Source organism: Embleya sp. NPDC059237, assembly GCF_042754105.1.
Classification (GTDB): Bacteria; Actinomycetota; Actinomycetes; order Streptomycetales; family Streptomycetaceae; genus Embleya.
In genome coordinates, this window is the sequence record NZ_JBHZAE010000007.1 from 235125 (window position 1) to 248508 (window position 13384).

Here is a 13384-nt window from a genome sequence, read left to right on the forward strand (position 1 = left end):
GACCCCGGTGACCCGCCCACCACCATCCCCCGCCGGCCCGAAACGCTCCCCGGGCCGGCGGTTTCACCGCCTCGCGCGCGCAGGGTCCCCGGGGCTCGATTCACCCGGACCCGCCCGGTGGGCCTACAGGCCCGGCGCGCCCGGCGGGTACTTGATCGCGTTCTTCACCATCTTGTCCCGCAGCGCCTGGGCCGGGTCGATGCCGAGTCGGTTCGCCAGGCTCAGCAGATAGGACAGGACGTCGGCGATCTCCTCGCGGACGTGTTCGCCCCGCTCCGGATCCGACATCACGTCGTCGGCCTGTTCGGGGGTCAGCCACTGGAAGATCTCCACCAGCTCCGAGGCCTCCACGCTGAGTGCCATCACCAGGTTCTTCGGGGTGTGGAAGGGCTGCCAGTGCCGCTCGGCGGAGAACGCGGCGATCGCGGCGGTCAGTTCGGCGATGTCGGAGCCGGCCGGAGGAGTGGTGTCCATACCCCCATGCCTACCGCACCCGCCGCGCCGCCGGCCGCCGGGCCCTGTCACCCCGGCGAGGGAGAATGGCCGAGGGCAGGCCCGGACTCGTCCGGGCGGCCCCGATCGCCGTCGTCCGCCCTGGAAGGTTCACATGAGGGTCGCCACCTGGAACATCAACTCGATCGGGGCCCGGCTGCCCAAGCTGCTCGAGTGGCTGGAGCGGGCCGCGCCCGACGCGGTGTGCCTGCAGGAGCTGAAGTCCACGCCCGAGGCGTATCCGCTGAAGGAGCTGGAGGAGGCCGGCTACACCTCCGCCGTCAACGCGGGCGGGCGCTGGAACGGTGTCGCGATCCTGTCCAAGGTCGGCCTCGACGACGTCACCGTCGGCCTGACGCCCGGCCCCGGCTTCCCCGAGGTCGACGGCCCGCACGAGGCCCGGGCGATCTCCGCGACGTGCGGCGGCGTGCGGCTCTGGTCGGTGTACGTGCCCAACGGCCGCGAGGTGGACAACCCGCACTACGCCTACAAGCTGGAATGGCTGGGCGCGCTGCGGGCCGCGGTCGCCGCCGACGCGGCCGGCCCGCTGCCGTTCGCCGTCCTCGGCGACTTCAACGTCGCGCCCACCGACAAGGACGTCTGGGACATCTCGCTGTTCGGCGAGAACTCGACGCACGTCACGCAGGCCGAGCGGGACGCGGTCACCGCGCTGGAGGGTGTGGGGCTGCGCGAGGTGATGCCCCGGGCGCTCAAGTACGACGTGCCGTTCACCTACTGGGACTACCGCGAGCTGGGGTTCCCGAAGAACAAGGGCATGCGGATCGACCTCGTCTACGGCAACGCGCCGTTCGCCGCCGCGGTCACCGACTCCTACGTCGACCGCGAGGCCCGCAAGGGCAAGGGCACCAGCGACCACGCGCCGGTCGTGGTGGACCTCGACGTGTAGCCGGTCGCTACCGCGCGGGCCTGCGAGTCGGCGCTCCCCGCACGGTCCCCGAGCCGACCGATCGGCTCGGGGACCGTGCGCGGCGCTACAGATACAACCCTTCGCCCCCGTGCCGGGGCCGTTCGATCTCCACCGGTGCCGCCCCGTTGCGCAGCGCGTACAACTCGGCGAGCGTCGCGTGTGTACCGATGCCGTCGGCGGTGCCCAGCCACTCGCGCGCCTCGGCGAATTCCAGCGGGCCGACGTCGATCTGGGCCAGACAACGACCGGGGCGCACCACTGCCGGGTGCAGCCGGCCCAGGCTCTCGTTGGTGGTGATCGCGACCATCACGTTGCGCCCCTGGCCGAGCAGGCCGTCGGTGAGGTTGAGCAGCCGGGACAGCGCCTGACCCGCCGAGCGTTTGGCCTCGCCGCGGATCAACTCGTCGCAGTCCTCCAGAACCAGCAGCCGCCACTTCTGCTTCTTCGACTTGTCGTGCGACTCCTCGTCCTCGTCGCCGCGCCCGATCGCGACGTCCATCAGGTAGCCGGTGTCGCCGAACAGCGCCTCGGGGTCCAGGACGCAGTCCATCCGACACCAGTCCTGCCACGCGCGGGCCAGCGCGCGCAGCGCCGTGGTCTTGCCGGTGCCGGGCGGCCCGTGCAGCAGGATCAACCGCCCCGACACGTCGTCGGAGGTGATCTTCATCAGCCGGTCGAACGCGCCGGCGGTCGGCCCGGTGTAGTTGCGGCGGATGTCCTCCCAGGGCGCGGCGGTGATCGCCCGGGTGGTGCGGTACGGGCCGCGCCGGGCGGAGAAGTACCAAAAGCCCATCGCCACGGCCTCGTCCTTGGGCGGCGGGTCGGCCGCCGCGCCCTTGACCGCCTTCTTCAACACCGCGCGGCCGACCTTCTCGTCGACGGCGGTCACGGTCACCTCGCCGCCGCCGCTGCGCCAGCGCACCGACCGCAGGGTCCAGCCGTCACCGACGGCGAGTTGGGAGGAACGGTCGTCCTCCTCCACGGCGCGGACCACTCTGGCGCCGCGCGGGACGAGTCGGGCGCCGGGCTTGACCCGGTCCAGTCGGGTGGTCCTGGCCCACGGCTGGGCGCCGGTCAGGAAGGCGGCGAGGGCGAGTCCGTCCACGGCGTCGTACGGGGTGTCCGCGTCGTCGAGTCCGAACACGAAGGGCAACAGCGTTGATGGGTCGTCACCGGCTGAATTCGGCGCCCCATCCGATGGGCGGGGCGTCTGGCGAGGCATCGACATGATTTCGATGATCCGGTGCCCCGGGCCGTCCGTACAGGGGTTTACCCATAGCGGTGCGGTTTCCGGGCGGCCGGACAAGGGCTCGGGGAGCCCTCGGCGGGGGTTTGAAGACACGCGCTAGCTTGGATAGGCCGCCTCGACCGCGCCCAGTGCGGCGCTGATCGCCTCGTCGCGGGTCAGGCCGAGTCGGTGTGCACGGTGCGCGTATTCGAGCGCGGCCTCGCTCGCGGCCCGGTGCGCGCTGTCCCCGACCGCGGCGACGAAGCTGCCCGAGCGGCCCCGGGTCTCGATCACGCCGTCGGCCTCCAGTTCGCGGTAGGCGCGCGCGACCGTGTTGGGCGCCAAGCCGAGTTCGCCGGCCAAGCCGCGGACGGTCGGCAGTCTGGTGCCGGCGGGCAGCGTGCCGGCTCGGGCCTGATCGGCGAGTTGCCCCCGAATCTGCTCGAACGGTGCGACGGACGAGGCCGGATCGATGGTGATCACCATACGAGCGAGCCTAGACCCGCCCGGGTCGCGGGCCCGGCAACCGGGTGCGATTCGGCGGTGGCCGGCGGTGACGGGCCACGTTCGGTCGCCGGCGACGATTCGTCAGTGAAGATAGCGAATTGCGCGGCCGTGATGTCACGAACCGTCGTCCCGAATTCGAACGGAGCCCGCAAGAACGCCACGGCTGCGGCACGGTGGACCCGACGAACCCAGCGTGGCCACACGCTCACCGAAGGGGGAATCCGTGTCCGACCTCCCGCCGACCCGGTCGTCGTCCGCCGTGGACGCCGAGCCGTTCGACCACCACCGGCACGCGCCCGCGCCCGCAGAGGCCCCGCGCTCGGCCCGCGACGACCGGGACCCGGACGACGATCCGCACGTCGCCGCCCCGGCCCGGGGTGTCTGAGATGACCCACCCCGAGGAGCGACCGCTCGACCCGGTCGACTCGCTCGATCCGTTCGACGCGCTTGATCCGTTCGACTCGCTCGACCCGTTCGCCCCCGAGGGCGTCGACGCACCGAGCGAACCCCGCGGCGGGGCCCGCACGCCGGTGTCGCAGGCCGACCCCGGGCCGGCCGACGGGGCGTGGTCCGACGAGGAGTTCGGGCCTGCCGAGTCGGCCGCGACGGTGATCGTCACCCCCGACGAAACCGGCCGGCACCACTTCGGCGCGGGCTCGCCCCCCGCCGCGCCGCACCGGCCGCGCCAGGCCCGCGAGGGACCGATCTGGGCGGAGGAGAGCGACCTGGTCCGGCGTACGTTCGTGCCGCCCAAGGGCTATCTGCGCGCCCAGGGCATGATGTCCCGGCAGCTGATCCTGCTCACCGGCGAGGCCCGATCCGGAAAACGCACACTGGCCCTGCACCTGATGCAGGATCAGCACGTGGAGAGCGTGATCGCGCTCGACCCCGAGGAAGACCTGACCACCCGTCGGATCCAGCGCGGCCGGGGCTATGTGGTCGACTCCATCGGCGCCGACGCGCTCGCCGGCTACACCCGCGACGACCTGGAACTGCTGCGCCGCCGCCTGGTCGAACGCGGCAGCGTCCTGGTCGCCACGGCGGTCGTCGGCGCACCGATGCTCGGCGTCTGGGCGCCCTGGCACGTACCGTGCGCGCGACCCGATCCGGTCCAGGTGCTGCACAGCCACCTCACCGACCGCCTGGGGCCGGGCTGGGAGCGCCGGCATCTGGACCTGGTGGACGAGGACATCGCCGAACTGGTGCGCGCCGACGGCGGCCGGCCCGCACGGGCCGCGAGGATCGCCGCCGAACTGGCCGGCTTCGCCGACGGCAGGTTCACCAGGACGCAGGTGCTGAACGCGCTGCGCGATTGTGAGCACGCGGCGGTGGCCGGCTGGTTGCGGGCCCATCCGGCCTGTGCCGACTGGGCGTTGATGATCGCCGCCGCGGTGTTCGAGGGGCACGACTACGGCATCGTCGCCGAGCGGGCCGCAGCGCTGCGCGCGATGCTGGCCGAGCATCTGCCGACCGCCGCCGCCGCGTCGGCCGACGGGTGGCCGCCGCAGTCCCGGTCCGCGCGCCTGGACCTGATCGACGCGACCGCGGTCGCTGCCGACGCCACCCGGGACGGGGCCCGCTACCGGCTGGACGTGGTGCGCTTCAACCGGCCGCGCTGGGCGGCGTCGGTCCGCGAGCACGTCTGGGACGTCTACCCCGACCTGCGCGACCCGCTGGTCGAGTGGTTGGCCGCCACCCCCCGGCAGCCGGCCGACGTCCACCGGGTCGCGGCCCGGGCCGCGGGCGCGTTCATGGCCGGGGGTCGGGGGCATCGGCCGCTGGCTCCGATCCACCGCTGGGCCCGAACCGGCGCCCGGCGCACGATGGCGGTGTCGGCCCTGAAGGCGGCGGCCCAGGACGCGGTGGTGGCCACCCAGGTACGGCACCTGGTGGAGGCGTGGAGCCGGGACACCACCCACCCGGGGCTGCGCCTGATGGCCGCCCGCGCCTACCCCGGCCTCGCCTCCGTCTATCCCGGCCCGACCCTGACCGGTCTGCTGCGCCTGGCCCGGACCGGGGACCGGGCGGTGGCCGAGGCGGCCCGGGACGGCATCGCGGCGCTGTGTCGGGAGGGCATCCGCGCCGAATCGGTGCTGGAGCGGGTGGAGGACTGGGAAGAGGCCGCCGCCGCGGCCGAGTTGGCCGCGCACCTCGTGCTCGACGAGGGGGCGGGCGGGTCGCCGGCCGACGACCGGTTCCTGGCGGTGGTCCGGAACGCGGTCACGGATCGGGACGGATATGCCGTCGTGGCCCGGTTGTTCACGCGGCTGCTCGGGGCCGGGGCGGGTGATCCGACCCGCGCCTCGGTGCTGCGGGAGGGCCTGACGCGGCTGTTCGGTCCGGGGCGCGACCACGGGTTGGAACGACTCGCCTTCGACCTGACCCGGCTCGCCTACGAGGGGTTGCCGAACGGCGAGGTGATCGACATCGGGGTGCTCGAACCGGCGATCCGGGCGTTCGAGGAGCCGATCCTCGGGCCGAACGGGGGTACTCGCGCATGATCGACGAACCCGTGTCCCTGGTCCGCCCCGTCGGCGGATCGCGCCTGGGCGCCTACCTCCGGTATCGCCTGGGCCGGCGTGCGCGGCGGGTGCTTGCGGTGCCGGCGAGCGCGGGGCCGGCGCCGACCTTCGCGGAGATACGCGGGGCGGCCGAGCTGTGGTGGGTCACCGTCCGCGAGTTCGCCGAGGTGCGTACGTTCGAGGTGCGGGTCGGTGCGACGGAGGAACGGGCCGGGCGGGTCGAGGTACAGCTGCGCTGGTGGGTGCACGATCCGAGGGCGGTCGCCCGGCATCGGGCGGTGGATGCCGGGGCGTTCGTGTATCGCGATGTGGAGAAGCGGATTCGCGGGGCGCTGGCGGGTGCGGGCGGTGCGGATGGTGCGGATGGTGCGGCCGATGTGGATGAGGCGCGGTGGCAGGACGCGGTCGATGTCGCGTTGTCGCACACGATCGTGCTCGCGGAATACGGGCTCGGTTATCGACCGGTGGGGGCGCTCCTGCAGGCGGACCCGATATCGGCCGATGTTCGCGGGGAGTTGGACCGGGCGCGGGCGGCGATTTCGCTGGAAAAGGAGCGGCAGCGGCTGACCCTGATGCGGATGGAGTTTCACCGGGGGCTGATTCGGGAGGGGCCGGAGGCGTTGATCGCTTATTGGTTGACCCGATTCCCCGATCAGATCAAGGCCGTGGTGGACCATTTGGACGATCGGGGGATGATGCGGGGTGTCAATGGTGCGCCCGGGGCACCTGGTGTGTCCGGTGCGCCCGGTACGTCTGCCGGTTCGGCCGCGCCCCGCACGCCGGCCGGCGAACTGCTCGCGCTGCTCGGGGACGCCGACGACTTCGAGCGGAATCAGCTGCGCAAGGCGCTCGTATCCGGCCTCGCCGCGTCCGGGCCGCGCGGGATGGCGGTGCTGCGCGAACTCGGCTGGTGGCACGACCTGGTGGGGGACGACGCGGACGAGTTGCCTGCGTAGGGGGTGGTCGAATGGGGGCGGTCGAAGGGCCACCCGCTCGATACGAGTGGGTGGCCCTTTCGATTTCGGCCCGAAATCCGGGTGCTTATCGCTCTTCGCGGAACAGCACGTGCTTTCCGGCGGCCGGGTCGTACTTGCGCAGCGTCATCCGGTCCGGATCGTTGCGCCGGTTCTTTCGGGTCACGTAGGTGAATCCGGTCCCGGCGGTGGACCGAAGCTTCACGATCGGACGAAGCTCACTGCGAGCCATGGACGCCTCCCGGAGTTTTCGAAGTTTGTCCCGACGGGTGCTTCAATGCGGACGGGCACCCGGTTATTCCACGACCCGATGCCCGGTCGGCCCAATGCGGGTGACCTCGGTATTCCCCGGCGCTCGTCGGGCGGCCCGGCGGTCCGGCGGCCGGGCGCGGCGGGGTGGCGGGGGGTGCCGGGGAGGGTGCCGGGGGTGCTCGGAAACCACGGGCGCGGTGGGTGTCGGCGGTGCGATGCTTGCCCGGTGAACCGATCGGACGTGCTGCTTCAGATCCCCGCCGAATTGCAACAGTTCCTGCCGCCGCGCCTGCGCGGACTGCCGGTGACCGCCCCCGCCGACGGGGATTCGACGCTCGGACACCTGGTCGAATCGGTCGGCCCGCCGCTGCCCGAGGTGGGCGGACTGCTCGTGGACGGCCGCGAGGTGGCGTCGGGATATCGGCCAGTGGGCGGTGAGGTGGTCGACGTGCTGCCGATCCGGCGCCCGCAGGCGATTCCGGAATTCGCCGACGAGGCACCGCGCTTCCTGCTCGACGTGCATCTGGGCGCGCTGGCCCGCCGGATGCGGCTGGTCGGGATCGACACCGCGTACCACAACGACTGCGACGACCCGACCCTGGTGATCCAGGCCAACGCCGAACGCCGGGTGCTGCTCACCCAGGACCGCGGGCTGCTGCGGCGCAAGAACCTGTGGTTCGGGGCGTACGTGTACGGGATCCGCGCCGACGCCCAACTCGACGACCTGCTCCGCCGGTTCGCGTTGCCGCTCGCGCCCTGGACACGCTGTACGGCGTGCAACGGCGAGCTGCGTGCGGCCACCCGCGAGGAGGTCGAGTCCGAGGTCGAGGCGGGCACGCTGGACAAGGTCGACGCGTTCGCCCGGTGCCGGGCGTGCGACCGGGTGTACTGGCACGGGGCGCACGGCGGCCACCTGGACGAGATCGTGGAGGCGGCGCGGCGGACGGCGGCGGGTATTCGCTGAGTGGCGCCGTTGCCGACCGGGCCGAGAGTCGGCCCGGTCGGCGTACGGCCGGCCCACGGTGCGGTGCAGCGTGGGCCGGCCGGTCGTGATCGATACCGCTAGCGCACGCGTCCCCGGGCCCGCAGCGGTACGGACGGCAGCTCCGGTGCGTGCATCCGGGGCGCCGCGTAGCCGGTGACGGTGCCGAAGTCCGAGCCGTTCTCCCAGGCGGTGCGCGCCGTCGCGATCTCCTCGCCGGTGCGCGCCACGAAGTTCCACCACATCACGATCTCCTCGGCGAACGGCTCGCCGCCGAGCAACATCAGGTCCGCGCCGTTGGTGGAGCGGATGGCCAACGAGGTGCGCCCGCAGCCGAGGTACAGCAGCCCGCCGGGCGTCAGCGGCACGCCGTCCACCTCGGCCTCGCCCGACATGGACATCACCGCGTACTCGAAGTCCGGCTCCAGCGGCGGCCGTACGTCCGTGCCCGGCGCCAGCGTCAGATCCGCCCCGACCAGCGGGGTGTAGGCGGTGCCGGGCGAGGTCGCGCCGTCCAGCGTACCCATGATCACCGTGGCGGTCAGGCCGCCGCCGGTGGCCTGCGGGAGTTCGGTGTGGTGCTCGAAGCTCGGGTCCACGTGCCGGTGCGCGTCCGGCAGCGCGACCCACAGCTGGGCCCCGTGCAGCAGTCGGGCGTGCTCCTTCGGCGACTCCTCGGAGTGCGAGATGGCCCGTCCGGACGTCATCAGCCCCAATTCGCCGGGCCGTACGGTGGCCAGACTGCCCAGGCTGTCCCGGTGCAGCACGGTGCCCTCGCGCAGCCAGCTCACCGTCTGCAGGCCCAGGTGCGGGTGCGGCGGGACCTGCATGCCGGGCTGATCGGCGATGTCGTCGGGCCCGTAGTGGTCCACGAAGCACCAGGCGCCGATCATCCGCCGACCCAGGCTCGGCAGCAGGCGACGGACCATGTGGTTCTCGCCCAGCAGTACATCGCGCGACTTCAGCAGTTCGCGCACGGGTTCGCCCGACACGTCGGCCCGGCCACCGCACGTGGTCAGGGTCGGTCGGGTATCGAGGTTGCTCATGCCGTCACGGTACGCGGCGGCGGAAGAGGACGGGGCGCGTGGGCAACCGTTCGGTCCGGGCCCGGCGGAAAACGGATGATCCCGCCGGCTCGCGCAGGCGGTTGCGGCGGTCACGACGGAGCACTCACTCCGGCTCGCCGGGGAAGCCGCCGCACCGGGCACGCTCGGCGGCGGCCCGCTCGAACTTGCCCTCGGCCCGTGCTCCGTCCGGCACACCCTCGACGCCGCCGGCATCGGGTAGGGCCGGCTCCCCGCCGATTTCACGCCGGCCGACTACGTGGCAATCGGCAACATGTACACCGGTACCCCGCACACCGCGGCCCGAGCCTGCCCATGCGCCGCACAGCTGGGAATCTCGGCCCCTGCTCGCGGCCCGACGAAGCCGCCGATGTGTCGTCACCGCCCGGCGTCCGGGCGGCCTGGCGTTGGGTCGGTCCTGAGCAGGCGGCGCACACTGCGGGTCGATACGCCCAGGAGGTGGGCGAGTTCGACGTCGGTGACGCCGGCTTGCCATGCGGTGTGGAGGGCGTGGGTTACGCGGGTGTCGGCTTCTTCGTATATCTCCCGGGCGAGGGCGTGTGCGGCGGTGCGGGGTTCGAGGCGGTCCTGAATGCCGCGATGGGCGGCGCGGATGCGGAGCGCGCGGGTCAGGCGGTCGCGGGCGCGCCTGTCCGGTTGGGGGTTGTCATTCATGCGGTCGGCCGTCGGTCGTGAGGGCAAAGACGCGGCGGCGGACGAGGCGGTCCGCGAAGGCTGCGCGGATTCCTTCGCTGTCGAGCCATCGGCCGATGCGTTCGTGCAGTCGGGTGGCCTGATCGAGGGTGAGTCCAGTGTCCGGGAGGGGGTCGAGGCACAGGCGCGGCTCGGGCGGTGTCGTGGTCGGGATCAGATCGGGCCGCGTCCGCGCGATGTCGTCCAGCAGTCCGACGCGGTGATGCTCCTGGACATGCGCGATCAGCCCGGCCTCGTCCCGGACCGGCGCGACCAGCAACCGCAGCAACAACCCGAACCCGTCCCGCACCAGCCGAGCCCGCCCCCGAGCCGGCTCCTCCGCATGCGGCGGCCGCAGCAAGGTCACGGCGAGAGCGGACACGTCGGCATCCGCGAGGTGACAGACCGCCCGATCCGGCCACCCGTCGGAAGCGTGGTAGCCGGAGGCAAACACATCGAGCCGCCAGGGCCCGGACCCACCGACCCGTTCGAGGGTGACCGACCAGGCGGGAAGAGTGACGACCACAGCGGCCGGCTCGACTTCGGACACAAGACGCTCCGTGAGGTAGGTGGACAGAGGTGGGGTCGGTGCGGAACGAGAACGACGCCGCCGTCGGGACACCACACCGGGGGATGGAACGCGACGGAGTTACGTCGATGCGCCGCTCGCGTCGGACGCCGCCTCCAGCAGGTCCAGCAGGTTGGCGGTGTCGTCGATCAACTGCTGCGCCTCGGTGCGGGTGAGCCTGATGACCGGGGTCGCCTGGTCGATCGGCCGCAACAGGACGGGCCGAGGCGACCCGGGTTCGCAGTCGACGATCAGGGCCGTGCGCTCGCGGTGAAGCACCACAATTCCTCCCGTGATCCGGGTGCTGTCGGCAGTACTCAGCGTGGCGCACGAAACGAGGGGCAATGCACACAAAATGTGCGCATTGCCCCTCGCCGAGGATGGGTCAGATGGCTACGCCCGCCCAGCGGGCGAACCCCAAACGACTTTCGTCGTCGGCCCGTTCCAGACGGAGCAGGGTGCCGACGGTGTCCCGGGTGCGCGGGTGCTTGCGCGTGTGCAGCGGTGCGATCCGGCGAGCGGTACGGAGCGATTCCCAGGCGCCGCCTCGGTCGCCCGCCACCAGTCGGGCATGCGCCTGGTCGATGTGGTGATGCGACGACCGCTCGGCGGGCATGTCGTCGGGCAGCACGAGCGCGCTGCCGTCGCGAACCGCCGTGTCGTAATCGCCGATCTCGATCGCCGCCGCAGCCCGGTAGATGCCAACCTGAGCTGTCCCGAACGCCGTCTCGTAGAACACCGCGTCCCCACCGCCGAGCCGAGCGGCAACCTCGGCGGCTTGGTCCAGGTCGGACCTCATCGCCGAGACGTCGCCGCTGCGGGCCTGGACCATGACCCGCTTCAGCAGCACCGCGCCGAACAGGCCCCGAGCGTCCCGGCTCTCGATGTCGACCAAGTCGCGCTCCAGTTGTTCGAGCACTCGCCGTGCCGGAGCGTACGCGCCTTCGCGAAGCATCGCGCCCGCGAGCAAGTAGCGTGCGGTGGCCACCAGTAGCGGGTCGTCGGAGAGACGAGCGGCCCACTCGACGCGTTCGAGGGCAGCCGTCGAGAGGTCGAGATACCCGAGCTTGTGGGCAAGCGAGTTCACGCCTCGATACACCTGAGCCAGCAGCCCGTACGCCTCGCGCGACGCCAACGATCCCGGCGTTTCCGCCAGGGCGAGCGCCCCGAGTTCGGTCAGGAGCCCCGGGAGCGCCGGTGCGACCCGGGCGTAACTCGCGGCCCGGCGATGGCGATTGACCTCTTCCACCGCGACATACAGCTCTTCGAACTCGCGCGCAGGCAGCAGCGGCGACGGCGACGGATCCCGGTAGCAGAGCATCACCCGTCGCAGCTCGGGAATGACCCCGTGCACCAGTTGATCTTCGGGCCCCGGGTCGGTGTCGTAGGGCTGGCCGGTCAGCCGGGAGACCTCGACACGCATCGTGCGGGCGAGCTTGACGAGCACGGAGTGCGATGTCGGCCGGGAGCCGGTCTCCAACTTCTGGAGGTAACTCCGCGAGATCCCCGCCTTGTCGGCGAGTTCCTGCTGCGTCAGACGCCGCACACGGCGAGCGGTGATGATGCGCTGACCGACGCTGTCGTCCATGTGCCTGCTCCCCGGATCGTCGTCCTCCGCAGAGTACGTCCGGAACGTGTCCACGAGGCACACAATCTGTGCACATCGCCGCTTCGCCAACGTTCCGACGGCACCCGACGCTCCCCTCAAAGCCCGCGAACCCCCGCCTCGCGCGCAGCTTTTGCCCGCCCGTGCCCGATCGGGTACACCCCGTACCAAGAGCCACGACCGCGGCCTCGCCGCTCGTCTCGCCCTGGTCCCGTCGAGGCCGGCGGGTAGGCCGTGTCGGTCCGGGGATCGTCAGGCGGCCGGGCCGTTTTGGCATAGGAGGAAGCCGGTGGCCTGGAGGGCGATGGCCAGCAGGGCCAACGGGATTCCCACCGCGTAGCGGCGGCGGGGGTGGGGTGGGAGGACCAGGGCGAGGAAGGCGACGATGAAGGACAGTACGAACATGCCGAAGACCCAGGGCAGCCTCGTGTCGTACCAGTCACGGCAGGCCTGGTCGCCGCAGGATTCGGTGCCGCCGCCCAGTCCGAGCAGCACGAACAGGTCGGTCATCGCGACCACGACGAACGCGAACAGGCCGCCGACGAACGTCATCGCGCGAGCGAATCCGTGCTCGCCACCGTCGGGGGCGGGAGGCATGTAGGTCATGCGGCTCACGCTAGGTGGCGGGGTCGGGTCGAACATCCGTACAGATACTCACTTCGGCGACGGCCGCACGGACGACACATCGGCCGCGCGGGCGACGACCAAGCGCGAAGTCGGGCGTGGCCGTGAGGAGTTCCCCCAGCGACGGCTGACCCGCCCCTACTCCGCCACCAAGATCTCCAGCCCCGCATCACGCAACGCGTCGAGCGCGTCCGGGTCCGCCGGGCCGCTCGTGATCAGCAGGTCGATGTCCGCCAGCGGGCACACCTCGGCGAGTTCGGTCCGGCCCAGCTTCGAGCCGTCGGCGACCACGACCCGGCGCCCCGCCGCCCGCAACATCGCGCGTTTCGCCTCGGCCTCGGGCAGGTTCACATTGGTGATGCCGCCCGTCGGGTGCACGCCGTTGCAGCCGAGGAAGACCGTGTCGGCGTGGATCCGCTCCAGGATGTGGTCGCCGAGCGGGTTGATCAGCGAGTGCTGGAGCGGTCGCAGCGTGCCGCCGGTGACCACGACGGAGAATCGCGGGATCGCCCGCTCCAACTCCAGCGCGATGGTCAGCCCGTTGGTGAAGACCACCAGGTCGCGCAGGTCCTCGCGGTCCACCAGGGCGCGTGCCACGAAGGTGGTGGTGGTGCCGACGTCCAGCACCACGCTTTCCGACGGCGACACCAGCGCCGCCGCCGCCCGTCCGATCAGCGTCTTCGCGGGCGAGGCCGAGGTCAGCGCCTCCTCGAAGGACGGCTCGACGCGCGGATCGCGACCGGTGAACATCGCCCCGCCGCGCACCCGGCGTACCCGACCCTGGCGCTCCAGTACCTCCAGATCGGCCCGGACCGTGACGCGCGAGATGCCGAACGCCTCGGCCAGGTCGGTGACCTTGGCGAAGCCGCGATCCGCGATCGTGGCGGCCATCCGGGCGCGGCGGCCTTCGGCGGGCAGACCGTCGGTGTCGTCGTCAGGCATGG

At 72.0% G+C, this 13384-nt stretch carries 16 protein-coding genes; 5 read left to right on the forward strand and 11 right to left on the reverse strand.

Annotation, left to right across the window (positions count from 1 at the left end; all coding sequences use genetic code 11):
* Window positions 1-123 precede the first annotated feature (123 nt).
* Complete coding sequence (locus ACFXKZ_RS23305; protein ID WP_380002866.1) at window positions 124-474, reverse strand: nucleotide pyrophosphohydrolase; 351 nt, start codon at window positions 472-474, stop codon at window positions 124-126.
* A 133-nt stretch (window positions 475-607) separates the two neighbouring features.
* Here ACFXKZ_RS23305 and ACFXKZ_RS23310 point away from each other — a divergent pair, with 133 nt between their 5' ends.
* The gene (locus ACFXKZ_RS23310; RefSeq protein ID WP_380002867.1) at window positions 608-1399 is read left to right on the forward strand and encodes an exodeoxyribonuclease III; all 792 of its coding nucleotides are present in this window, start codon (window positions 608-610) and stop codon (window positions 1397-1399) included.
* Window positions 1400-1484: 85 nt separating this feature from the next.
* On the opposite strand, the gene ACFXKZ_RS23315 is transcribed toward ACFXKZ_RS23310, so the two are convergent.
* Window positions 1485-2642, reverse strand: a complete 1158-nt coding sequence (locus ACFXKZ_RS23315) for a DUF5925 domain-containing protein (protein WP_380003147.1) — start codon at window positions 2640-2642, stop codon at window positions 1485-1487.
* Window positions 2643-2765: 123 nt separating this feature from the next.
* Window positions 2766-3134 (reverse strand): GntR family transcriptional regulator, encoded by a 369-nt coding sequence (locus ACFXKZ_RS23320; RefSeq protein ID WP_380002868.1) that lies wholly within the window; start codon window positions 3132-3134, stop codon window positions 2766-2768.
* Window positions 3135-3378: 244 nt separating this feature from the next.
* Between ACFXKZ_RS23320 and ACFXKZ_RS23325 the strand changes: the two genes are divergently transcribed.
* The 3 genes from ACFXKZ_RS23325 to ACFXKZ_RS23335 are packed head-to-tail and all read left to right on the forward strand — an operon-like array spanning window position 3379 to window position 6633.
* Complete coding sequence (locus ACFXKZ_RS23325; protein ID WP_380002869.1) at window positions 3379-3540, forward strand: hypothetical protein; 162 nt, start codon at window positions 3379-3381, stop codon at window positions 3538-3540.
* A gap of 1 nt (window position 3541) precedes the next feature.
* Window positions 3542-5656, forward strand: a complete 2115-nt coding sequence (locus ACFXKZ_RS23330) for a hypothetical protein (protein ID WP_380002870.1) — start codon at window positions 3542-3544, stop codon at window positions 5654-5656.
* A complete protein-coding gene (locus ACFXKZ_RS23335; protein ID WP_380002871.1) occupies window positions 5653-6633 on the forward strand; it encodes a hypothetical protein in 981 nt (326 codons plus the stop codon). Before ACFXKZ_RS23330 ends, ACFXKZ_RS23335 begins: the two co-directional genes overlap by 4 nt.
* An 85-nt stretch (window positions 6634-6718) precedes the next feature.
* Here ACFXKZ_RS23335 and rpmG read toward each other — a convergent pair whose 3' ends face one another.
* Window positions 6719-6883 (reverse strand): 50S ribosomal protein L33, encoded by a 165-nt coding sequence (rpmG, locus tag ACFXKZ_RS23340; RefSeq protein ID WP_078977190.1) that lies wholly within the window; start codon window positions 6881-6883, stop codon window positions 6719-6721.
* Between the two features lie 246 nt (window positions 6884-7129).
* On the opposite strand from rpmG, the gene ACFXKZ_RS23345 reads away from it, so the two are divergent.
* Window positions 7130-7867, forward strand: coding sequence for a Mut7-C RNAse domain-containing protein (locus tag ACFXKZ_RS23345; RefSeq protein ID WP_170222345.1), 738 nt, complete (start codon window positions 7130-7132; stop codon window positions 7865-7867).
* A 98-nt stretch (window positions 7868-7965) separates the two neighbouring features.
* Here the strand turns inward: ACFXKZ_RS23345 and ACFXKZ_RS23350 are convergent, their stop codons facing one another.
* From ACFXKZ_RS23350 to ACFXKZ_RS23380, 7 genes are all read right to left on the reverse strand, one after another.
* Window positions 7966-8931 (reverse strand): pirin family protein, encoded by a 966-nt coding sequence (locus tag ACFXKZ_RS23350; RefSeq protein ID WP_380002873.1) that lies wholly within the window; start codon window positions 8929-8931, stop codon window positions 7966-7968.
* A gap of 396 nt (window positions 8932-9327) precedes the next feature.
* Window positions 9328-9624, reverse strand: coding sequence for a hypothetical protein (locus ACFXKZ_RS23355; protein WP_380002874.1), 297 nt, complete (start codon window positions 9622-9624; stop codon window positions 9328-9330).
* Entirely contained in the window at window positions 9617-10192 is a 576-nt protein-coding gene (locus ACFXKZ_RS23360) for a hypothetical protein (RefSeq protein ID WP_380002875.1), read from the reverse strand. Before ACFXKZ_RS23360 ends, ACFXKZ_RS23355 begins: the two co-directional genes overlap by 8 nt.
* A gap of 99 nt (window positions 10193-10291) precedes the next feature.
* On the reverse strand, window positions 10292-10489 hold the full coding sequence (locus ACFXKZ_RS23365) for a hypothetical protein (RefSeq protein ID WP_380002876.1): 198 nt from the start codon (window positions 10487-10489) through the stop codon (window positions 10292-10294).
* A 106-nt stretch (window positions 10490-10595) separates the two neighbouring features.
* Window positions 10596-11798 (reverse strand): helix-turn-helix domain-containing protein, encoded by a 1203-nt coding sequence (locus ACFXKZ_RS23370; RefSeq protein ID WP_380002877.1) that lies wholly within the window; start codon window positions 11796-11798, stop codon window positions 10596-10598.
* Window positions 11799-12068: 270 nt separating this feature from the next.
* Window positions 12069-12422, reverse strand: coding sequence for a hypothetical protein (locus ACFXKZ_RS23375; protein ID WP_380002878.1), 354 nt, complete (start codon window positions 12420-12422; stop codon window positions 12069-12071).
* Between the two features lie 156 nt (window positions 12423-12578).
* Complete coding sequence (locus tag ACFXKZ_RS23380; RefSeq protein WP_380002879.1) at window positions 12579-13382, reverse strand: DeoR/GlpR family DNA-binding transcription regulator; 804 nt, start codon at window positions 13380-13382, stop codon at window positions 12579-12581.
* Window positions 13383-13384 lie beyond the last annotated feature (2 nt).